At 68.6% G+C, this 21,221-nt stretch carries 17 protein-coding genes; 3 read left to right on the forward strand and 14 right to left on the reverse strand.

Annotated features, from left to right (window positions below; genetic code table 11):
- Positions 1–24 precede the first annotated feature (24 nt).
- Positions 25–834, forward strand: coding sequence for a 2,5-didehydrogluconate reductase DkgB (gene dkgB, locus GOC52_RS19860; protein WP_010482282.1), 810 nt, complete (start codon positions 25–27; stop codon positions 832–834).
- 73 nt (positions 835–907) lie between these two features.
- Here dkgB and GOC52_RS19865 read toward each other — a convergent pair whose 3' ends face one another.
- Positions 908–1,609, reverse strand: a complete 702-nt coding sequence (locus GOC52_RS19865) for an alpha/beta fold hydrolase (protein ID WP_043399531.1) — start codon at positions 1,607–1,609, stop codon at positions 908–910.
- Between the two features lie 131 nt (positions 1,610–1,740).
- On the opposite strand from GOC52_RS19865, the gene GOC52_RS19870 reads away from it, so the two are divergent.
- Positions 1,741–2,121, forward strand: a complete 381-nt coding sequence (locus GOC52_RS19870; RefSeq protein WP_043399533.1) for a YbjQ family protein — start codon at positions 1,741–1,743, stop codon at positions 2,119–2,121.
- Between the two features lie 46 nt (positions 2,122–2,167).
- Here the strand turns inward: GOC52_RS19870 and GOC52_RS19875 are convergent, their stop codons facing one another.
- Both GOC52_RS19875 and mgtE read right to left on the reverse strand, forming a co-directional pair.
- On the reverse strand, positions 2,168–4,888 hold the full coding sequence (locus GOC52_RS19875) for a bifunctional acetate--CoA ligase family protein/GNAT family N-acetyltransferase (RefSeq protein ID WP_191850288.1): 2,721 nt from the start codon (positions 4,886–4,888) through the stop codon (positions 2,168–2,170).
- A gap of 85 nt (positions 4,889–4,973) precedes the next feature.
- The gene (gene mgtE, locus GOC52_RS19880) at positions 4,974–6,344 is read right to left on the reverse strand and encodes a magnesium transporter (protein ID WP_057502991.1); all 1,371 of its coding nucleotides are present in this window, start codon (positions 6,342–6,344) and stop codon (positions 4,974–4,976) included.
- Positions 6,345–6,690: 346 nt separating this feature from the next.
- Here mgtE and GOC52_RS19885 point away from each other — a divergent pair, with 346 nt between their 5' ends.
- Complete coding sequence (locus GOC52_RS19885) at positions 6,691–8,469, forward strand: monovalent cation:proton antiporter-2 (CPA2) family protein (RefSeq protein ID WP_010482289.1); 1,779 nt, start codon at positions 6,691–6,693, stop codon at positions 8,467–8,469.
- Between the two features lie 76 nt (positions 8,470–8,545).
- Here GOC52_RS19885 and GOC52_RS19890 read toward each other — a convergent pair whose 3' ends face one another.
- The 11 genes from GOC52_RS19890 to GOC52_RS19940 form a co-directional block, all read right to left on the reverse strand.
- Positions 8,546–11,884 (reverse strand): ankyrin repeat domain-containing protein, encoded by a 3,339-nt coding sequence (locus GOC52_RS19890; RefSeq protein WP_049413128.1) that lies wholly within the window; start codon positions 11,882–11,884, stop codon positions 8,546–8,548.
- The gene (locus GOC52_RS19895; RefSeq protein WP_010482302.1) at positions 11,877–12,137 is read right to left on the reverse strand and encodes a YcgL domain-containing protein; all 261 of its coding nucleotides are present in this window, start codon (positions 12,135–12,137) and stop codon (positions 11,877–11,879) included. Before GOC52_RS19895 ends, GOC52_RS19890 begins: the two co-directional genes overlap by 8 nt.
- A 160-nt stretch (positions 12,138–12,297) precedes the next feature.
- Positions 12,298–12,738, reverse strand: coding sequence for a hypothetical protein (locus tag GOC52_RS19900; protein WP_010482305.1), 441 nt, complete (start codon positions 12,736–12,738; stop codon positions 12,298–12,300).
- A 62-nt stretch (positions 12,739–12,800) separates the two neighbouring features.
- Positions 12,801–14,039 carry a beta-ketoacyl-ACP synthase gene (locus GOC52_RS19905; RefSeq protein ID WP_191850290.1) on the reverse strand — a complete coding sequence of 413 codons (1,239 nt, stop codon included), beginning with the start codon at positions 14,037–14,039 and terminating at the stop codon, positions 12,801–12,803.
- Positions 14,039–14,770, reverse strand: a complete 732-nt coding sequence (locus GOC52_RS19910; RefSeq protein WP_180889488.1) for a 3-ketoacyl-ACP reductase FabG2 — start codon at positions 14,768–14,770, stop codon at positions 14,039–14,041. Before GOC52_RS19910 ends, GOC52_RS19905 begins: the two co-directional genes overlap by 1 nt.
- Positions 14,767–15,222: an ApeP family dehydratase gene (locus GOC52_RS19915; protein WP_010482310.1), complete on the reverse strand. Its 456-nt coding sequence runs from the start codon at positions 15,220–15,222 to the stop codon at positions 14,767–14,769. Before GOC52_RS19915 ends, GOC52_RS19910 begins: the two co-directional genes overlap by 4 nt.
- Positions 15,219–16,403: a beta-ketoacyl-ACP synthase gene (locus GOC52_RS19920; RefSeq protein WP_191850292.1), complete on the reverse strand. Its 1,185-nt coding sequence runs from the start codon at positions 16,401–16,403 to the stop codon at positions 15,219–15,221. Before GOC52_RS19920 ends, GOC52_RS19915 begins: the two co-directional genes overlap by 4 nt.
- Positions 16,400–16,957: a DUF3261 domain-containing protein gene (locus GOC52_RS19925; RefSeq protein WP_191850294.1), complete on the reverse strand. Its 558-nt coding sequence runs from the start codon at positions 16,955–16,957 to the stop codon at positions 16,400–16,402. Before GOC52_RS19925 ends, GOC52_RS19920 begins: the two co-directional genes overlap by 4 nt.
- Positions 16,945–18,195, reverse strand: a complete 1,251-nt coding sequence (locus GOC52_RS19930) for an NAD(P)/FAD-dependent oxidoreductase (RefSeq protein WP_191850296.1) — start codon at positions 18,193–18,195, stop codon at positions 16,945–16,947. Before GOC52_RS19930 ends, GOC52_RS19925 begins: the two co-directional genes overlap by 13 nt.
- Before the next feature lie 53 nt (positions 18,196–18,248).
- Entirely contained in the window at positions 18,249–20,618 is a 2,370-nt protein-coding gene (locus GOC52_RS19935; protein WP_238794414.1) for an MMPL family transporter, read from the reverse strand.
- A complete protein-coding gene (locus GOC52_RS19940; RefSeq protein ID WP_191851491.1) occupies positions 20,596–21,219 on the reverse strand; it encodes an outer membrane lipoprotein carrier protein LolA in 624 nt (207 codons plus the stop codon). The genes GOC52_RS19935 and GOC52_RS19940 overlap by 23 nt, the downstream gene beginning before the upstream one ends.
- Positions 21,220–21,221: the final 2 nt, after the last annotated feature.

The raw sequence follows: 21,221 nt of genomic DNA on the forward strand, positions 1-21,221 counted from the left end.
ACTCCCTCCCCCTTGGAGCTTCCCATGACTGTTCCCGCTTTTGGCCTTGGTACCTTCCGCCTGAAGGACCAGACCGTGATCGACTCGGTGCGCAATGCACTGGACGTCGGCTACCGCGCCGTTGATACCGCGCAGATCTATGGCAACGAAGCCGAAGTCGGCCAAGCCATCGCCGAGTCCGGCGTGCCGCGTGATGACCTGTACCTCACCACCAAGGTGTGGATCTCCGAGTTCAAGCATGATGCGCTGCTGGCCAGCCTGCGTACCAGCCTGGAAAAGCTGCGCACCGATCGCGTCGACCTGGCGCTGATCCATTGGCCCTCGCCGAACGACAAGGTCGATGTGCCGATGGAGGAGTACCTGCCGGCGCTGGCCGAAGCCAAGGCGCAGGGGCTGACCAGGGCGATCGGCATCTCCAACTTCACCATCGCCCAGACCCGCAAGGCGATCGAGATCCTCGGCGCCGATGCGATCGCCACCAACCAGATCGAGATCCATCCGTACCTGCAGAACCGCCTGCTGGTGAAGTTCCTGCAGGACAACGGCATCCACATTACCGCCTACATGAGCCTGGCCTATGGCGAGGTAATCAAGGACCCGGTGATCCAGGCCATTGCCGGCCGTCACCAGGCCACGCCCGCGCAGATCGCACTGGCCTGGGCACTGCAGCAGGGCTTCTCGGTCATTCCGTCCTCGACCAAGCGCGAGAATCTGGCCAGCAACCTGGAAGCGGCCGCGATCCGCCTGACCGACGAAGACATGGCACAGATCGCCAAGCTGGATCGTGGGCACCGCCTGGCCAATCCGGAAGGCATTGCGCCGGCCTGGGATTGAAGAGCGGCCGCCGGGCATGGCCCGGCGCTACCGGATACGCGTGGGTAGCGCCGGGCCATGCCCGGCGGATCCATCAGGCCTGCAACAACCAGCCTCGCATCGCCGCACTGACCTCGTCCGGCTTTTCCATCGGTGCCAGGTGCCCGCAGTCGGGCACCACCACCAGCTGCGAGTGTGGCACCAGCGCGTGCATTTCCTCGCTCACGGCGAGCGGCGTAATGCGGTCATTGGCGCCACATACGATCAGCAGCGGGTCGCGGTAACCCACCAACACATCATGGCCATCACGGCGTTCCAGCGCACTCTGGCGCAGGAACACTTCCGCGCCCAGGCGGGCGGTCATGTCACGCACGCGCTGCACCAGCACGTAGTCGTCCAGCCGCGAGGCGTCGATGTAGCTACGCATCAGCACATCGCCGAAACCATGGAACTTGCCGGGCAGTCGTACGCTGGCGCGCTGGCTGCGGCGCTGTTCGGCACGTTCCGGTGAATCGGCGTGGATCGAGGTATCGATCAGCGCCAGCTGCAGCACGCGTTCCGGCGCGATACGCAGGATCTGCTGGGCCGCGAAGCCACCCAGCGAGAAACCGGCCAGGGCAAAGCGCTCCGGTGCCTGTGCCAGCACGTCCTCGGCCACCGCCTGGAGGGTCTCGCCGCGGGTCTGGTCACCTACGGTGCAATCGGCAATGTCGGCCAGGTCGGTCAACTGCGCGCGCCACAGTTCAGCATCGTTGAGCAGGCCGGGCAGCAGCAGCAGGGGGATACGGTCGGTCATGGGGGTATTGTCGCGCCGGTGCGGTGGCAAGGACATGCCGTGGCTGGCCCTGTGCGTTGCGAAACCGGGTCGGCAGCGCAGCGGCACGCTAGGATGCAGCCCTCGACCCTACCCGTTCCAAGGATGCGGCCATGGCAGACCCCTACAAGAGCAGCCCCACGTCCCCACCCGCGCTGCGTTTCGACGATGCACTGGTCACCACCGCCTTCGAGCTGCCCGGCCATCGCGTGGTGCGCAACCTGGGCGTGGTACGCGGCATCACCGTGCGCTCACGCTCGATCGTCGGCAACTTCCTCGGCGGCATCCAGACGCTCTTCGGCGGCAACATCACCATCTACACCGAGCTGTGCGAACAGGCCCGCGAGGAAACCTACCGCGACATGGTCAAGCACGCGCGGCAGCTGGGCGCCAACGCCATCATCGGCATGCGCTACGACGCCACCGACGTGATGACCGGGCTGACCGAGGTGCTGTGCTATGGCACGGCGGTGGTGGTGGAACCGTTGCGGTGATGCAGCCGCCAAGCGTACGCAAAAGCAGCCGAGCGTGGGCTCGGCTCTACAGAGCGGTTTCGGGCACCTCGACCTGCTGCACCGGCAGGGTCACCATCATCACCGTCGGGTCGTCCGGGTCGAGTTTGGTCTTGAAGCCCAGGCTCTGGCACATCGCCAGCATGGTGCTGTTCTCGCGCAGCACCTGGCCTTCCACCACGTCCAGGCCCAGCCACTTGGCGTACTCGATCATGATCGCCATCAGCCGCCAGCCGATGCCGTGGCCCTTCAGGTCCGAGCGGATCAGGATGCCGTATTCGCCACGGTGGTAATCGGCATCGGCGTGCAGGCGCACCGCGCCAAGCATTTCGCCGCTGCGTGGCTCGATCGCCACCAGTGCGATCGAGCGTGCGTAATCGAGCTGGGTCAGGCGCGCGATGAACTCGTGGCTGAAATGCTTCACCGACTGGAAGAAGCGCAGGCGCAGGTCCTCGTCACTGACCCGGGCGAAGAATGCGCGGAACAGCGCATCGTCTTCCGGACGCACCGGACGCACGAAGGCGCGGCCGCCATCGGACAGTTCGATGGTGCGCTCCCACTCCTTCGGGTACGGGAACACCGAGAAGCGCGGATGACCGCGGCCCTTGTGCAGAATGCGCGACGGCGCCACCGCCACGCGTGCGTCGAGGGCAAGAATGCCCTTGCTGTCGACCAGCAGCGGGTTGATGTCCAGCGTGCGCACTTCGGGAATGTCGGCGGCCAGTTGTGCCAGCTTGACCAGCGCCAATGCCAGTGCGCGCTCGTCAGCGGCAGGCACATCACCGTAGGCCTTGAGGATGCGCGAGGCGCGGGTCTGGCCAATCAGCTCGTGGGCGAGGCGCAGATCCAGCGGCGGCAATGCCAGTGCCTTGTCATTGATCACTTCAACTGCGGTACCGCCACGGCCGACCACGATCACCGGGCCGAACGTCGCGTCATCGGCGATGCCGACAATCAGTTCACGCGCCTTCGGGCGCACGATGGTCGGCTGCACCAGTAGGCCATCGATGCGCGCATCCGGCCGCAGCTGGCGCGCGCGCGACAGGATCGCGTTGGCCGCGCTCTGCACCGCCGGCAGCGTGGACAGGTTGAGGCGCACGCCATCCACTTCCGACTTGTGCGGAATATCGGGCGATAGAATCTTCAGTGCGACCGTGGCACCGCGCTCCAGCAGCGGCTGCGCCAGGTCCATCGCCTCGTGCGCATCGCGCGCATGCATCACCGGCGCGGAAGGAATGCCGTAGGCCTTGAGCAGTTCGTGGGTGGCCAACGGGTCCAGCCACTGCTGGCCGTTGGCCAGCGCGGCATCGACCAGCGCGCGTGCAGCCGCCGCGTCGACATTGAAGTCCTGCGGCAGGCTGGGTGGCGTTTCCATCAGGGCGTTCTGCGCTTCGCGGTAACGCACCAGATGCTGGAAGCCACGTACGGCCTCCGCCTCGGTCGGATAGGTCGGCACCCGCGCCGCGTTGAGCGTGGCGGTGGCCTGGTCATCATTGCCCAGCCATACCGCGAACACTGGCTTGTCGCGGTGGTGGCGCGGGCGCAGGCCGAGCGTGCGGGTGAGCGCCTGCGCAGCGTCTGCAGACGAGGTGAATGCGGTCGGCACGTTGACGACCATCACCGCGTCATTCTCGTTGTCGGCCAGCAGCGCTTCGATGGCAGCTGCGTAACGGTCACCATCCGCATCAACCACGATGTCGACCGGATTGCTGCGCGACCAACCCTGCGGCAACACCGAATCGAGCTTTTCAATCGTGCTGTCGGACAGAGTGGCGAGCGTGCCACGCAGTGCGATCAGCTGATCAACAGCCAGTCGGCCGACACCGCCACCATTGCTGAGAATCGCCAGCCGACGACCAGGGAATGTACCCAGCCGCCCCAGCGACTCCGCAGCAGTGAACAGTTCGTCCAGCGCGCTGACGCGCAGCAGGCCGGCGCGGTTGAAGGCTGCACCGTACACGTCGTCGGCGCGGGCCAGTGCCTGCACATGGGTATCACGACTGCCCGGCTGCACGCGTTCGGCGCGGCCGGACTTCACCACCACCACCGGCTTGGCGCGGGCGGCGGCACGCGCGGCCGACATGAACTTGCGCGCGTCCTTGATCTGCTCGACATAGAGCAGGATGGCGCGGGTGCGGTAGTCGGTGGCGAAGTAGTCGAGCAGGTCGCCGAAGTCGACGTCCATCGTGTCGCCCAGCGAGACCACCGCGGAGAAGCCGACCGAGCGCGCTACGCCCCACTCCACCAGCGCGGCGGCGATCGCCGAGGATTCGGAAATCAGGGCGAGGTCGCCTGCCTGCGGGAAATGTGCGGCGATACTGGCATTGAGTCGCGCGTGCGGCGCGATCACGCCCAGGCAGTGCGGCCCGAGGATGCGCAGGCCATGCTTGCGCGCCACCGCCTCTACCTGTGCGGACAACGAACCCGGGCCTTCGCCCAGGTGCGCAGTGAGGATGATCGCCGCCTGCACGCCGCGCTCGGCGGCGGTACGCACCACCTGCGGCACGATCGCCGCCGGTGCGGTGATCACCACCAGGTCGGGCACCCAGTCCAGGTCCTTCAGCCGCTTGATCGTGCGGATGCCATCGATCTCGGCATGCCGCGGGTTGATCCACGCCACCTTGCCGGGGAAGCCGGTGCCGCGCAGATTGCGCATCACCGCACGGCCGGCCGAACGCTCACGCGGGCTGCCGCCGATCACCGCGACCGACTGCGGACGGAACACAGACTGCAGGTGGTAGGTGCTCATGCGCCTACGGTACCCAAAAAAGGGGACGGAGGGGATTAAGTCGTTTGTGGCACAAACGACTTAATCCCCTCCGTCCCCTTTTTTGTTACAGCAGCGTGCCGTGCAGGATCATCGCGGCGATGCTGAAATAGATCACCAGGCCGGTGACATCCACCAGGGTGGCCACGAACGGGGCCGAGGCGCTGGCCGGGTCGAAGCCGAGGCGCTTGAGGATGAACGGCAGCATCGAGCCGGACAGCGAGCCGAAGGTGACGATGCCGACCAGTGCCGCGCCAATGGTGATCGCCAGCAGGATCCAGTGCTCGCCGTAGTCATGCAGGCCGCCCAGCTGCCAGATCACGATGCGCACGATCGCCAGGCAGCCGAGGATGGCACCCAGCACCATGCCGGTCGGAATCTCGCGGATGGCCACCTTCCACCAGTCGCGCAGGCGCAGTTCGCGCAGCGCCAGGCTGCGGATCAGCAGCGAGGTGGCCTGCGAGCCGGAATTGCCGCCGGAACTCATGATCAGCGGAATGAACAGGGTCAGCACCACCGCGCGTGCCAGTTCGTCCTCGTAGTGCTGCATCGCGCTGGCGGTCAGCATCTCGCCCAGGAACAGCACGCTCAGCCAGCCGGCGCGCTTGCGCAGCATCTCGAAGAAGCCGATCTGCATGTAGGGCTTGTCCAGCGCTTCCATGCCGCCGAACTTGTGCGCGTCCTCGGTGGATTCCTCGATCAGCGCATCGAGCACGTCGTCCACGGTGACGATGCCCAGCATCTGCTGCTGGTCGTCGACCACCGGAATCGCCAGCAGGTCGTGGCGGCGGATCAGCCGCGCCACTTCTTCCTGGTCCATCAGCGCATCCACCGTCACCGGCGGATTGACCTGGGCCACGTCCAGGATCGATTCCTCGGGCAGGCCGGTGATCAGCCGGCGCATGGTCACCACCTGCTGCAGCTGCTGGCTGGCCGGGTCCAGCACGTAGATCGCGTATACCGTCTCGCGGGTGCGCTCGACCTGGCGGATGTGCTGCAGGGTCTGCGCCACGGTCCAGCTGGCGGGTACCGCCACGTACTCGGTGGTCATCAGCGCGCCAGCGGTGTTCGGCGGGTAGCTGAGCAGCTTCTGGATGGCCTGGCGGGCGTCGGTGCCCAGCAGCGGGATCAGCCGCGCGCGTTCTTCCTCGTCCAGCTCGTGGACGATGTCGGTGGCACGGTCATCGGCCATCAGACCCAGCAGGGCGGCGGCGCGTGCCGGCGGCAATGCGGCCACCAGCTCGCCGCTGCGGTGCAGCTCCGGCGCTTCCAGCATCTTCACCGCACGCGGCAACGGCAGCGCAGCCAGCGTTTCCGCGGCGCGGGTCAGTTCCAGCGTGTTGAGGAATTCCACCGCATCGGCGGTGTTGTAGTTCGCCAATGGCGCGGCCAGTGCGGCGGCATCGGCCACCGGGCGCAGCAATTGCTTCTGGTTCATCGGGTTTGCCTTGTGGGGGTGCGACCTCGCGCAACGCCAACGCAGGCAAACCGTCCCGATGTCAGGCGGTGGCCATCGCTGGCGTCGAACGAGGTCGACTTCTACTGTCGCTGGACATGGGTTGGGGACTCCGGGATGCGTGTGCGGGCGGACGCGCCGCCAGCGGCGGGCAGTCTGGACCCGTGGGCCATGCAGGTCAACCCGGCCGCTGTGCACAGGATGCCTGCCCGACAGGTTGTTCTCGTGCATACACAGGCCGGCGCGCATAATGACGCGGTGGCACTCGCCACCCCTTCCCCCACCCGAATGGACGCACAGCGGGCTCCGCCGATGACCAGGTATTCCCATGCATAGCGGTGGTCTGGAACTGGCCCTGGTGCTGCTGCTGGCGGCGGTCATCGCCGTGCCGGTGTTCAAGAAGTTCGGCTTCGGCGCGGTGCTGGGCTACCTGGCCGCCGGTGTGGTGCTGGGCCCGGACGGGCTTGGCTTCGTGCAGGACGCCGACCGCATCCTCGGTGCCGCCGAGATCGGCGTGGTGATGCTGCTGTTCGTGATCGGCCTGGAGCTGTCGCCGGCACGCCTGAAGGTGATGCGGCGCTCGGTGTTCGGCGCCGGCGCGGCACAGGTGGCGCTGTCCGGGCTGGTGCTGGGCGGCCTGCTGCTGCTCGACCACTTCCAGTGGAAGAGCGCGCTGGTGGTGGGCGTGGCGCTGGCGTTGTCATCCACCGCGGTGGGCCTGCAGCTGCTGTCCGAGCACAAGGCGATCAACAGCGACCATGGCCGGCTCGGGTTCGCCATCCTGCTGTTCCAGGACCTGATCGCGATTCCGCTGCTGGCGGCCATCCCGCTGCTGGGCGGGGTGAAGAACGAGACCCTGCGCTGGGAAGACGCCGCCGTGGCCCTCGGTGCGCTGGCCGTGGTGATCCTGTGCGGGCGACCGGTGCTGCGCAAGGTGTTCAGCATCATCGCGCGCACCCGCAGCCCGGAAGTATTCACCGCCACCGCACTGCTGGTGGTGCTGGGCACCGCCTGGTTCATGCAGGAAGCCGGCCTCAGCCCCAGCCTGGGCGCGTTCCTGGCCGGCGTGCTGCTGTCCGATTCGGAGTTCCGGCACGAGTTGGAAGCGCAGATCGAGCCGTTCAAGGGGCTGCTGCTGGGCCTGTTCTTCATCGCGGTGGGGATGGGCATCGATCTGGACCGCATCGCCGCCGAGCCGTGGCTGATCGCTGCCGGCGTGGCGATCCTGCTGGTGGTCAAGTTCAGCCTGCTCTACGTGATCGGGCGTATCGCCAAACTCAGTTCGCGACAGTCGCTGCTGCTGGGCAGCGTGCTGTGGCTGGGCGGCGAGTTCGCCTTCGTGGTGTTCAACGAAGCGCAGCGCGCGCACCTGCTGGGCAACGCCAACCATGACCGGCTGGTGGCCATCGTCGGCCTGTCGATGGCGATCACGCCACTGCTGATGATTGCGCTGCTCAAGCTGCTCGGCCAGGAGAAGGCCGCACCGCGCCAGGCCGCCGAGGCCGACAAGGTGGCGCCGGACAATCGGCCGAAGGTGCTGATCGCCGGCATGGGCCGTTTCGGCCAGGTGATCGCGCGCCTGCTGACCGCGCAGAAGGTGCCGTTCGTCGCGCTGGAAGCGAACCCGGACACCGTGGCCGACCTGCGCCGCTTCGGCAACCAGCTCTACTACGGCGACCCGACCCGGCCGGAGATGCTGCGCGCTGCCGGCGGCGAGCATATCGATGTGTTCGTGATCACCGTGGACGACCCGGAGACCAACCTGCGCGCGGTGCGTATGGTGCGCCGGCTGTACCCGGACGCGACGGTGCTGGCGCGTGCACGCAACCGCCAGCATGCGTGGCGCCTGATGGACATGTCGGCCGAGCCGTTCCGCGAAGTGTTCGGCACCAGCCTGGAGATGAGCGGCCGCGTGCTGACCGCGCTGGGCGTGGCACCGGACGTTGCCGAACGCCATGTGCAGCGCTTCCGCGAGCACGACGAACAGCTGCTGCGCGACCAGTATCTGGTGTACGACGACGAGGCGGCGGTGATCCAGACCTCGCGCGATGCACGCAACGACCTGATGCACCTGTTCGAGGCCGACGCGGAAAGCGACGGCAAGTAGGCGTGCCGACCAACGGTCGGCACCCACCACAGATTGCGGTTGCCGGCCAGCGGCCGGCACGACCCTTTTCCAGGAATCAGCCGTTGTCGCGCAGGAACCGCGCCATCGACGAAACGCCCGGCACGCGCGGTTCGAACTCACCGGCCACGTCGATGAAGCCACGCATCACCGCGATCTCGCGCGGGCTGCGGTTGAGGCTGTCGCGCACTTCCGGATCGGCACCGGCACGCAGCAGGCGCTGCACCAGCAGCGGCAGGCCATGCAGCGCGGCCAGGTGCAGCGGGCCGAAACCGCGCGGATCGCGCACGTCCAGGCTGACGTCCTCATCCAGCAGGCGCTCCACCGCCGCCATCACCACCTGCTCGTCGCAGGCGGTACCCGGCTCGGCACGCGCGCCCAGCAACAGCAGCAGCGGCGTCACCGAACCGGCAGCGGCCTGGTCCGGTTCGGCACCGGCCAGCAGCAGGGTGTCGAGCAGGGCCAGCAGGCGCGAGCGGTCGCGGGCACTGAAACCGTACAGCGCGGCGCAGTGCAGCGGGCCCAGCTGTTGCGCATCACCGGCATGCACGTCGGCACCGGCAGTGAGCAGGCGCGCGACGATGTCCGGCAGGCCCAGCGCCGAGGCCAGCATCAGCACGGTCACGCCGCCCGGCAGGCGGTGTTCCAGCTTGGCGCCGGCGTCGAGCAGGGCCGAGACGATATCCACCTGGCGCATGCTGACCGCCGCCGACAGCGGCGTGGCACCACTGGCCGCGGCGTGCTGCGGATCGGCGCCACGCGCCAGCAGCAGGTCGGTCACCGCCAGATGGCCACCACCGGCGGCGCGCAGCAGCGCGGTGCAACCCTGCGCATCGACCGCGTCGACGGCGAAGCCCAGATCGATCAGGCGGCGCACCGCATCCACGTCACCAGCCATCGCGGCGGCCGGCAGATCGGCCTCGCGCAGGGTACGGCGCGGCAACGGCCATACCCGCCAGTCCAGCCAGTCGGCCAGATCGCGGCGACCAATCGACAGCGCCACGCCCAGCGGCGTCTGGCCGTCGGCGGCACGGGCTTCCGGCGAGGCACCGTGCTGCACCAGCAGCTTCAGCGCGCCTTCGCGGGCCAATGCGGTGGCCAGATGCAATGCGGTCATGCCATGGCTGTCGCGCGCTTCGCGATCGACACCGGCCTTGAGCAGGGCCTGCTGCAGGCGCAGCCAGCCCAGGCGCACCGCCAGCGACAGCGGCGGATCACCGGCCGGCGAGGCGGCGAACGGATCGGCGCCACGTTCCAGCAGTTCCAGTGCCAGCTGTTCCAGGCCACGGGCGGCCTGGTCGTGCTGCGCACACGCGGCGAGGAAGCGTGCCAGGCCACCGCGTCCGGCCGGCGACAGGCCACGCTGCAGCATGACCTGCAGCGCCGGCACCGCGTCGATGCCGCGCGACAACAGCGCGAACATCGGCGTGTCGGAACAGGCGTCACGCACGTAGGGATCGGCACCGTGGGCCAGCAGCCAATCGACCGCACGCGGCTCCAGCGCCAGTTCCGGATCGAGCAGCAGGCCACCCAGTTCTTCCGGCTGGCACAGCTTGGCCAGCGCGGCCATGCCTTCGGTGTTGCCGAAGCCCAGCGCTTCACGCAGCAGGGTCAACGGCGGACGGTCCGGCAGCAGGCCACTGGCACTGGCGGCTTCGCCGCGCTCGGCCAGGCCATCACTGACCGCGGCCGGCAACGGATAGGAGGGGTCCAGCAGAGCCACGATCGCCCAGCGGCCGGCTTCGGCAGCGTAGTCCACCGCACGGCGACCGACCGGATCGGCGGCATCGGCGGCGATGCCCAGTTCGACCAGGCGCTTGATCAGCAGCGGTGAGACATCCTCGGCCATCGCCGCCAGCTGCACCGCGTTGCGGCCTTCGCCGTCCACCGCGACCAGGTCCGGCTTGTGCGGCAGCAGATGCTCGACCACGGCGGCACGACCGGCACGGGCCGCTTCCAGCCATGGCGTACGGCCCAGCGCATCGCGCGCTTCCAGATTGGCACCGGCGCCGAGCAGCACGCCGATGATCTCCACGTGGCCGGCCAGGGCCGCCTCGTGCAATGCACTGCGGCGCTGGCGATCGCGGGCGTCGGCGCGCGCCTTGTGCTTGAGCAGCAGCTGCACCCCGGCCGGATCGTCATCTTCGGTGGCAGCGGCGGCCAGCAGCACCGGCGTGCCCTCGGCCGGTTCGCTGCGCGCACCGCGTTCGAGCAGGAAGCGGGCCAGGCGCCAGTTGCCGACCTGGCAGGCCACCGCCAGCGGCGACCAGCCCTCGTTGTTCAACGCATCGACTTCGGCGGCGGCATCGCGCAGCAGCGCGGCCACGCCCGGGTCGGAACTGCGCGCGGCATGGTGCAGCGGGGTGTTGCCATCGCTGTCGACGGCACGCGAGTCGGCGCCGTTGGCGAGCAGGGTCATCACCGCTTCGGGGCGGCCGTGCCAGCTGTCGCGGGTGGCGGCCAGCAGCGGGGTCATGCCCCGGTGCGGCGCATTCACATCGACGCCGCGGGCGATCAGTTCGCGCAGCAGGCGCAGGTCCGGCAGCACCGCCGCCAGCACCGCCAGGCTGCGCTGGTCGCGCCAGTTCGGGTCCGGCAGCGCATACGGATCGGCACCGGCCTGCAGCAGCTGCAGGCCCCGGTCGATGCGGCCATGGCGGGCGGCTTCATACAGTGCCGGGGTCAGTTCCTGCGGTGCCATCGCCTCCAGCGGCGCGGTTTCGGCCGCGGTGGCGAACATCGGTTCGTGCTCGTTGCTGGCGGTGGCCAACGGGCTCGCGCGCAGCGACACCAGCGGTGCCGGCGCGACCCGCTGCAGCAGCAGGTGCAGCACTGGAGACAACAGCATCACCGCCAGTGCGGCAGGCCAGCGTGCGCTTTCCGGCAGCAGGCCCGGCCAGGCCGGCAGCACCACCAGCGCGGCCAGCGCGATCACCAGCGCGGCCACGCCGAGGCCACGCCAGGCGGTCAGGTCGCGCCCGGCCAGCGCCTGCCAGTGCTGGGCCAGGCTGCCATCGAGGCGTTCGACATCGTTCCACAGCGGCCAGGTGCGCCAGGCCGCCAGCAGGCCGGCACTGACCAGCACGCTCAGGCCCAGCACCGCCGCAAGGCTGCCGCTGTCACGCAGTGCGGCCAGCGGCCAGGCCAGCAGCAGCGCCAGCAACAACGGCGCTGCCGTCCACAACGCCAGCAGCGCCGGCAGGTCCTGGCGCGCGACCACCTTCAGCGGCAGCAGCGCGCGGCTGCGCCGCCACCACGAGACACCCAGCGCGAACGCAGGCTGCGCCAGGGCGGCAAGGATGGCACCCGGAACGCCGCCCACGGCGGCGCCCAGCGCCAGTACGGCACCCACGGCGAAGGCGATCGACAGGGCGCGCGGACGGGACGTGTCAGTCATAGTGGCGCGGCATCAGGCTGGCCACCGACGGCGGCACCTGCAGGTAGAACCCGCGCTCGCTCATTTCGCTGCGGACCTTTTCCGGATCGGCCTGGGCCAGGCGGCGCTGGGCATCCAGGGCCACGTCCAGGACGAAGGCGAGCGTCCCCAGCGAGGTGAGCAGCGGCGCAGGCAGCGCGCTGAAATCATCGCGACGGGGAACGTAGACGTAGGTGTCCGGCTTGAGTTGGCTTTTATAGACGTAGGCGTGCATGTCCGCGGGACGATAACCCGGGAAGAGCCATGATTGTGTCGGAAAGCCGACACCGGGGAAAGCCGTCAGCCGACGATGACGGCGTGATCGACGGCGTTTCCCCGGCGGGGTTCAGCAATGTGGCGGCGGCGTTCAGCCACGGCCGCCACCACGCAGGCGCTTACTTGACCTTGGCGTAGGTACCCTTCAGCGCGACGCCGGCGAGGATCGCACCGGCGTAGCATTCGTAGTTGGTGCTGCTCTTGAACTCGTTCTTCTTGTAGTAGCTGACGATGTCGACCACGGCGTTGGCGCCGCGCGACTTGGCGCCGTCCTGCAGCGCGCGCAGCGCCGACAGTGCGACCCAGCGGCAGGCCTCGGCATCGCTCTTGTTGGCGGCGTTGGTCTTCTTGTTGGTCACGTCTTCGCCCAGGCGCTGCTGCACGCTGACCGGCTGGCCGGCCAAGTAGAAGCGGACGCTGCCGTCGATGCCGGCGTCCTTGGCAGCCTGCGAACTGACCAGTTCCTGCAGGGACTGCTCCACGCGGGTATCGCGGGCAGAAGCGGTGGAGGCCAGGGCCAGCAGTGCGGTGGCCGTGGCGATCATCAGGGTGCGGCGCATCGGAACATCTCCTTGTCGAGGGTGCGGGTAGGTTGCGGGAACAGCGGCGGTGGGGCGGTGGATCACTCGCGCCAGCGGCGGAACACCAGCGAGGTGTTGATGCCGCCGAAGGCGAAGTTGTTGCTCATCACGTACTCGGCCTGCAGTTCGCGGCCTTGGCCGGTGATGAAGTCGAGCTGGCCACAGCGCGGGTCGACCTCGGCCAGGTTCAGGGTGGGCGCGAACCAGCCAGCGCGCATCATCTCGATGCTCATCCAGGCCTCGAACGCACCACAGGCGCCGAGCATGTGGCCGACATAGCTCTTCAGCGAGCTGATCGGCATGCGGCTGCCGAACACCTGCGCGGTGGCCTGGGTCTCGGCGATGTCGCCGTGATCGGTGGCGGTGCCGTGGGCGTTGACGTAGTCGATCTGCGCCGGCTCCAGGCCTGCATCCTCCAGCGCCAGGCGCATGGCCTGGGCCATGGTGTCGGCACTGGGCTGGGTGACGTGCTGGCCGTCGCTGTTGGTGCCGTAGCCGACCACCTCGGCAAGAATGGTGGCACCGCGCGCCTGCGCGTGCTCCAGGTCTTCCAGGATCAGCGTACAGGCGCCCTCACCCAGCACCAGGCCATCGCGGCCGGCATCGAACGGGCGCGGCGTGGTCTGCGGCGCATCGTTGCGCACGCTGGTGGCGAACAGGGTGTCGAATACCGCCGCAGCGGTGGCATCGAGCTGCTCGGCACCGCCGGCCACCATCACCGTCTGCTTGCCGCTGCGGATCGCTTCGTAGGCCGCGCCCACGCCCTGGCTGCCCGAGGTGCAGGCGCTGGAGGTGGTGTAGACGCGCCCGGACAATCCAAAGAACACACCGATGTTGACCGGCGCGGTGTGGCTCATCATCTTCAGGTAGGTGGTGGCACTGATGCCTTCGGTGGTGAATTCGTTGAGCATGCGACCGAATTCGCCGGTGGCCTCGTGGCTACCGGACGAGGAGCCGTAGGCCACGCCAGTACGGCCGCTGCGCAGTACTGGATGCTCGTGCAGGCCGGCTTCGCGCAGCGCCACCTCGGTGGCGCGCACCGACATGATCGCGACCTTGCCCATCGAGCGGGTGGTCTTGCGGTTGTAGTTCGGCGGCAGCTCGAAGTCCTGCGCCGGCGCGGCCAGCTTGGTGTTCAGGCCGGCATAGACATCCCATTCGGGCATCGCGCGCACGGCATTGCGGCAGCTGCGCAGGTGCGCTTCGATGGTGGGCCAGTCATGGCCAAGCGGACTGATGGCGGCAGCACCGGTAACCACCACGCGACGATCGGCGCCCATCAGAGCATGCCCCCGTTCACCGAGATCACCTGGCGGGTGATGTAGCCGGCCGGCTCGGACAGCAGGAACGCCACCGTGGCCGCCACTTCATCGGGGCGGCCGACGCGGCCGGCGGGAATCAGCTTGAGCGCGTGTTCAACCACTTCATCGTTGAGCATTTCGGTCTCGATCAGGCCCGGAGCCACGCAGTTGACGGTGATCTGGCGGCTGGCCAGTTCGAGCGCCAGGGCCTTGGTGGCACCGATGATGCCGGCCTTGGCGGCACTGTAGTTGACCTGGCCGCGGTTGCCGGCCAGTCCGGACACCGACGACAGGGTGACGATGCGGCCGGGCTTGCGCCGCCGCACCATCGGCATGATCAGCGGATGCAGCACGTTGTAGAAGCCATCCAGGTTGGTGTGGATGACCTGGTCCCAATCCTCGGCCGACAGTGCCGGGAAAGCACCATCACGGGCGATGCCGGCGTTGCAGACCACGCCGTAGTACGCGCCATGCGCCTCGACATCGGCCTCCAGCGCGGCGCGTGCGGCCTCGCGGTCAGCCACGTCGAACGCCAGCACGCGGGCCTGCTGGCCCAGTGCATGGATCTCGGCCACCACGGCCTGTGCCTCTTCCAGGCGGCTGCGGCAATGCACCACCACGTCGAAGCCATCACGCGCGATGCGCAGCGCGATGGCCCGGCCGATGCCCCGGCTGGCGCCGGTCACCAGCACGCTTCGATTCCCTGTCATGCCTGTCCACTCTCCAGATAGGCCATCGCGTCGGCCGGTTCGAACACCGACACGTTGGCTGTCGCCCATTCGTCCTCTCCTGCCAGGATGCGGCAGGCGAACATCCCCAATCCATTGTCACCCAACAGCTCGCAGCGCGCCTGTACGCGCAGCCGCGAACCGGCGGGGAAGCTGCTGCGCGCGCTGCTGTAGCGGCGGCTGCCGAGCAGGAAGCCCAGCTGCGGCGGCTTGCCGGCCGCACGCGCGCGGCAGCCGGCCCAGGCCGCGATGGCCTGCGCCATGTATTCGATGCCGACCCACGCCGGCACTTCGCCGTTCTCCACGAACAGGCCGGCCTCGGGCACCACCAGTTCGGCCTCGAGGGTGTCCTGGTCCCAATGCGTGATGCGCTGCAGCAGGCACATGTCCTGGCGGTGCGGCACCACCTCTTCGATTGCATACAGCGTGTTCATCGACGCTCCAGTGCCAGCACGGCGTTGCTGCCGCCGAAAGCGAACGAACTGCTCAGCACCCGTCGCGGCGGCTGCGCCAGGCGGGTGGCCGGTGCGACCAGCGGCAACACCGGCAGCGCTGGGTCGGCCACGCCGTCCCACCAGTGCGGCGGCAGCTGCTGCTGCGGGTTCTCGGCCAGCAGGATCCAGCACAGCGCGGCCTCGATCGCGCCCGAGCCACCCAGCGTGTGCCCGGTCAGCGGCTTGGTCGAACTGGCTGGCACGCTGTTGCCCAGCACCTGCGAGACCGCCAGGCTTTCCATCGCATCGTTGTGGCCGGTGGCGGTGCCATGCAGGTTCACGTAGTCCACTTCGTCGGCGCCCCAGCCTGCGCGCAGCAGCGCCTGCTGCAGCGCGTCGATGGCACCCAGCCCCTGCGGGTCGGGAGCGGACATGTGGTGCGCGTCGGCCGATTCGCCCCACCCCGCCAGGCACACCGGGCCGGGCTCGCGGGTGAGCAGGAACAGCGCGGCGCCTTCGCCGATGTTGATGCCGGCGCGGTGCTGCGAGAACGGGTTGCAGCGTGCCGCCGACACCGATTCCAGCGCGCTGAAGCCAGCCACGGTGAAGCGGCACAGCGAATCGGCGCCACCGGCGATCACCGCATCGACGATGCCGGCGCGCAGCATGCGCGCGGCTGACATCAGCGCCTTGGCACTGGACGAACACGCCGTGGACAGGGTCCACGCCGGTCCCTGTGCGCCGCTGCGCTGGCGCACGAACTGCGCGGCGGTGCCCATTTCCTGCTGGGCGTAATCGAAGCCCTGCGGCCACTGGCCCTGCTCGGCGTGGCTGCGCAGGGCCTGCTCGGATTCACCGATGCCCGAGGTGCTGGTGCCCAGCACCACCGCCACGCGCTCGGCACCATGGCGGGCAATCGCCGCGGCCACCGCCGGTGCGATCTGCGCCAGCGCCACGTCCAGCAGGGCGTTGTTGCGCCCGCGCAGGGCCACCGGCAGGTCTTCCAGCGCCGGCAGCGGCGTGCGGACCTCTCCCAGCGCCAGGGTGCGCCCCGGCAGCAGGCTGTCGTTGTCGCTGAGCCCGCCCGGCACATCGGCGAACATCGCCGACGCGACCGCAGTGCGGCCATCGCCGAGCGCGCAGACCACGCCCAGGTCGTTCAGGTAGATCGGTGCACTCATGGGTCCTGCCCGGCCATATCGATCGATTCGATGCGCAGCGCATAGCCTTCGGCGCGGTTGTCCAGCTGCACGCTGCCATCGTCCAGGCGCTGCAGCTGCAGCCACACCGTGCCGTCACGCGACAGGCTGCGCTGCTGGCCGTCGCCGATGACCTCCCAGCCGGCCGGCAGCACGGCGGCGATGGCGGCGGTCGGCCACAGCGCAAACTGCAGGTCATCCAGCACACGCTCGGCACGCACCTGCGGCGGCAGCCACGGCGCGCGCTGCTGGGTCAGCTGCTGGCCGTCCCACTGCAGGCGCACGCCGGTCTGGCCCATCGCCTGCACCGCCAGCCGCACCTGCTGCGCATCCGCCTCCAGCAGTGCGTCGAGATCGCGTTCATGGCTGCCGAAGCGGAAATGCAGCTGCTGCTGCAGCGCCAGCGGCGCCGGCAGGCTGGCCGGTGACAGGCGCAGCGGCGGCAGCTCCACCTGCGGCTTGGGCATGCGGCCGGCACAGGCGGCCAGCAGCAGGCACAGCAGCAGTGCTGCGGCACGGGCGATCACGCGCTGCACAGCTGCTCCAGGACGCGCATGCGGCGGCCGCTTTCGTCGGCCACATACGGGTTGTTGGTGTCCCAGGCGTAGCCGGCCAGGATGGAGCTGATCATGTCGCGCACTTCGGGCTGCTGCTGCGGGTGGTAGATGATCTTCTGGAAGCCGCCTTCGTACCAGCTTTCGACGAAGCGGCGGAAGGTCTTCACGCCGGCGCGCAGCGGGATCGAGAATTCAGCTTCCCAGTCGACGGTTTCACCGGCATAGCGGCGCGCCAGGCATTCACTGGCCAGCTGCGCGGACTTGAAGGCGATGGTCACACCGGACGAGAACACCGGGTCGAGGAACTCGCCGGCGTTGCCCAGCAACGCGTAGCCGGGGCCCCACAGCGAGCTGACGTTGGCCGAGTAGCCGGTGATGCGGCGCACCGGCAGCACCGCCCATTCGGCGTTGGCCAGCAGGCGCGTCAGGTTGGGGTCCTCGCCGACGATGGCCTGCAGCTTCTGCAGGTCGTCACCCTCGTAGCGTTCGAAGAACGACGGTTCGGCAACCACGCCCAGCGAGCAGCAGCCATTGGAGAACGGAATCGTCCAGTACCAGACGTCGATGTGCTCGGGGTGGGTGGTGATCAGGATCTTGTTGCGGTCGAAGTCCGCTTCGACCGGAATGTTGTCGCGCACGTGGCAGAAGATCGCGCCGCGCACCGGGAAGTTGGATGGCGATTCCAGCTGCAGCAGGCGCGGCAGCAGGCGCGCGAAGCCGGAGGCATCGAGGATGAAGTCGGCTTCGATGCGGTATTCGCTGCCATCCGGGCGGCGCACGTTCACCGTGGGCTGTTCACCGGGTTCGACCGACAGCACTTCATCACCGAAACGCAGCGTGGTGCCCATGCGCTCGGCACCGCGTGCCAGCACGTTGTCGAAGTCGGCGCGCTGCACCTGGTAGGTGGTGCCCCAGCCAGGCGAGAACTTCTTCCGGAAGTCGAACGCGGTACGCGCTTCGCCGTGCACGAAAGCGGCGCCGTTCTTGTACTGGAAGCCGGCCTCGACCACATCCTGCAGCAGCCCGGCGGCTTCGATGTATTCCATGCTCTGCGGCAGCAGGCTTTCGCCGATGGAGAAGCGCGGGAACTGCTGGCGTTCCAGCATCAGCACCTGGCGGCCCTGCTGGCGCAGCATCGCCGCGGCCACCGAGCCGGCCGGGCCGGCACCGATGATCAGGATCTCAGTACGTTCGACAGCATCCACAGCAGTATTCATCGGTGCGTCCTTGTTGCTCGATAAGGTGGAAAGAAGGAAGTCGGAAGACAGGTTCAGGCGGGCGGCAGGTCATGCGGCGGCGGCCGGAACAACGGCGAGATCAGCCAGACCAGGCCGATGCCGAACAGCAGGGTCAGGCCGAACGCGCGCAGCGCCGGGGTCTGCGACAGGCCCAGCAGACCGAACGACAGCCAGGTACTGGCCGCACCCACGCACACCGCCAGCCATGCGCTGGCATCGCCACGGTGCTCGATCAGGAAGATGCCGTAATCGATGCCCATGCCCAGCAGCAGCATCAGTGCCAGTACGTTGAACAGCTGCAGCGGCTGGCCGAACAGGCCCAGCAGCCCAAGGGTCAGCGCGCCGGCAATCAGGGTCGGGGCAAACACGCGCCAGGCCTGGCGGCGGTAGCGCAGCCACAGCGCACCGAACACCAGTGCGATGCCGACCAGCAGCAGCCCGCCCATCAGCTTGCGGTAGTGGCCCAGCAGCTTGGAGAAATCAGAGGTGCGGTCCACCCAGCGCACGCCGGGCAGGCCTTCGGCGGCACCTTCCAGCGTGGCCAGGGCATCGGCGCGCGACAGGTCATCAACCATCACCACGCTGATCATCTGCCCACCGACCTCACCCACCCACAGGTGGCGGAACGGCTGCGAGGCCGGCGAGGCCAGGAAGGCTTCGGCGGTAAGCGGCGCATCCGCGAACTGCGGTCGCTGCAGCGGCTCGCCCACGGCCTCGGACACGGCCGACAGCACCCCAGGTTCCACCTTCGCGGTCAGCGCGGCATCGGCCTGCTGGCGTGCCGGTGAGGGCAACCAGTCACTGATGGCGCGGTAGCCACCGATGCGTTTGTCATCGGCCAGTGCACGCAGGCGTTCGGTCAATGCCTCTTCGCGCTGCAGCAGCTGCGCCGCATCGGTGCCCTGCACCAGGTAGAACTGCGCCGGGCTGGGCATGCCCAGCAGCTGGCTCAGGCGGATCTGCTGGGCCATCAGCGCCGGCGGCGACGACTGCAGGCTGCGCAGGTCGTCGTTGCTTTGCAGGCGCGCGATGCCCACCGCGGACAGCGCCAGCGCGGCCACCACGAAGATCGCCACCGGACGGCGGCCGTGCAGGCGCGGGAATCGCTCCAGCGTATTGCCCAGCCACTGCGAGAAACGGGTCTGGCGGATCTCGCCGCCATCCAGCCACGGGAACCAGAAGATCACCGTGAGGAAGGCGGCGGCGAGGCCGACCACCGAGAACAATGCCATCTGGCGCAGGCCTGGGAACGGGGCCAGGCCCAGCGCCAGATAGGCCAACGCGCTGGTCAGCAGGGCCAGCCACAGGCCCGGTAGCAGATGCCGCAGCAGCTTCCAGCGGCGATCGGCCGGTTCAGCCTGGCGCGAGGCGAACCAGTGAATGCCGTAATCCTCAGCCACACCCACCAGCGACGCACCAAATACCAGGGTCAACACGTGTACCTTGCCGAACACCAGCACGGTCACCGCCAGTGCCACGCCGCAGCCGATCAGCAGCGAGGCGGCCACCAGCAGGATCGGGCGCAGCGAACGGAACGCCAGCCACACCAGCAGCAGCACCGCAGCCAGTGAACCCCAACCGATCGTGTTGATTTCCTGGTTGGCCTGCACCGCCGCCGCTTCAGCATGCAGCGGCACACCGGCATGCAGGATCTCCAGCGACGGCGCAGCCGCCTTGGCCGCCTTTCCGGCCCGCTCCAGCAGGCCATCAAGATGGCGCTCGCCATCGAGCTGGAACGCTGAACCCGGCGTATCGAACTGCAACGCCGCCCAATGCTTGCCCTCGGCTTCGAGCAGGCCGTCATCGCCCAGGCGCAGGCCCGACCCCTGCGCCTGCTGCTGCCACCACTGCGGCCACAGCGACAGCGGGTCCTGCCGCCAGTCGGTCAGGCGCGGCGCGCCCATCGGGCCATACAGCGCAGCCAGCGCCTGTTCGGCCAGCGCCCCGGTTTCGCTGTTCTGCAGCTGGTTGCGCTGGACGGGAGTCAGCAGGCGGTCGCGGTACGGCGCATAGAACGCGCGCGCCTCATCGAACCAGCCTTCGATCGAACCACTGGGCACCAGCAACGCGCTGTCGGCATCGGCAGCCATGGCCGCAGCGAACGCGGACTGCGCGCGCTTGGCGGCGGTACCGTCCTGGCTGCCAAGCAGCACCACCACCTGCCGCGAACTGCCATCGGCGATGCGGCGGGTGACATCGCTCAACAGGCGGTCATGCGCATCCTGCGGCAGCAACGCGAGGATGTCGGTGTCGATCCGGGATTGCTGGCTCCACAAATGCCACTGCTGTGCGCCCATCACCAGCAGCACCAGCAACCAGGCGATGCCCAGCCAACGCCACCAGCGCCGCAACCGGTCCGGCGCGTTCAACGCCACGGCGTCACTCAAAGCGGCGTGCCTCATCGGGGTTCAGCGTGGCCGGGGCCTCGCTCAACGCGCTGAACTGGATCTGCGTACGGTCCTTGTTGGCCTCGACGATCTCCACCTGGCGCACATAGCGGTCACCCTGCAAGGTCAGCGATTCGAAGGCCTTGGCCAGCATTGCCGACTTCGGTGTCAGGCGCAGGCGCCAGCCCTGCCCTTCGCGGCTGGCAGCAACATTGAACTGGCTGGACAGCGCCTGCACGTCGCCGCTCATCAGCGCGAACATGATCGCGTTGACCGAGCGCATCGCCGGCTGCTGCCGCGCGTCGAGCTCGACGCGGGTGCTGCCATCGCGCTGGCGGCTGAGGATGCGGTCGGCAGTGACCACCACTTCAGAAGGGAAGGGCTTGAGCGTGGTCCAGATCACGCCGTGCTGGCGCGCGACCACGAACCGGCCCTGCGAGCGCAGTGGGTTCTTGAAGCCGCTGACCTGTTTTTCCTGGCTGAACTGGCCACGCAGCACGTCGGGCCGCGCCACCGCCTGGGTGATCGCATCGACGGCGGGGTCGGCCGCCTGCACCCGCGGTGCGGCCGCCAGCAGCAGCGCGCACAGCAGCACGCTCGAAACACGGGCAAGCATCG

Origin of the sequence: Stenotrophomonas sp. SXG-1 (assembly GCF_014083965.1) — a bacterium.
GTDB lineage: Bacteria > Pseudomonadota > Gammaproteobacteria > Xanthomonadales > Xanthomonadaceae > Stenotrophomonas > Stenotrophomonas geniculata.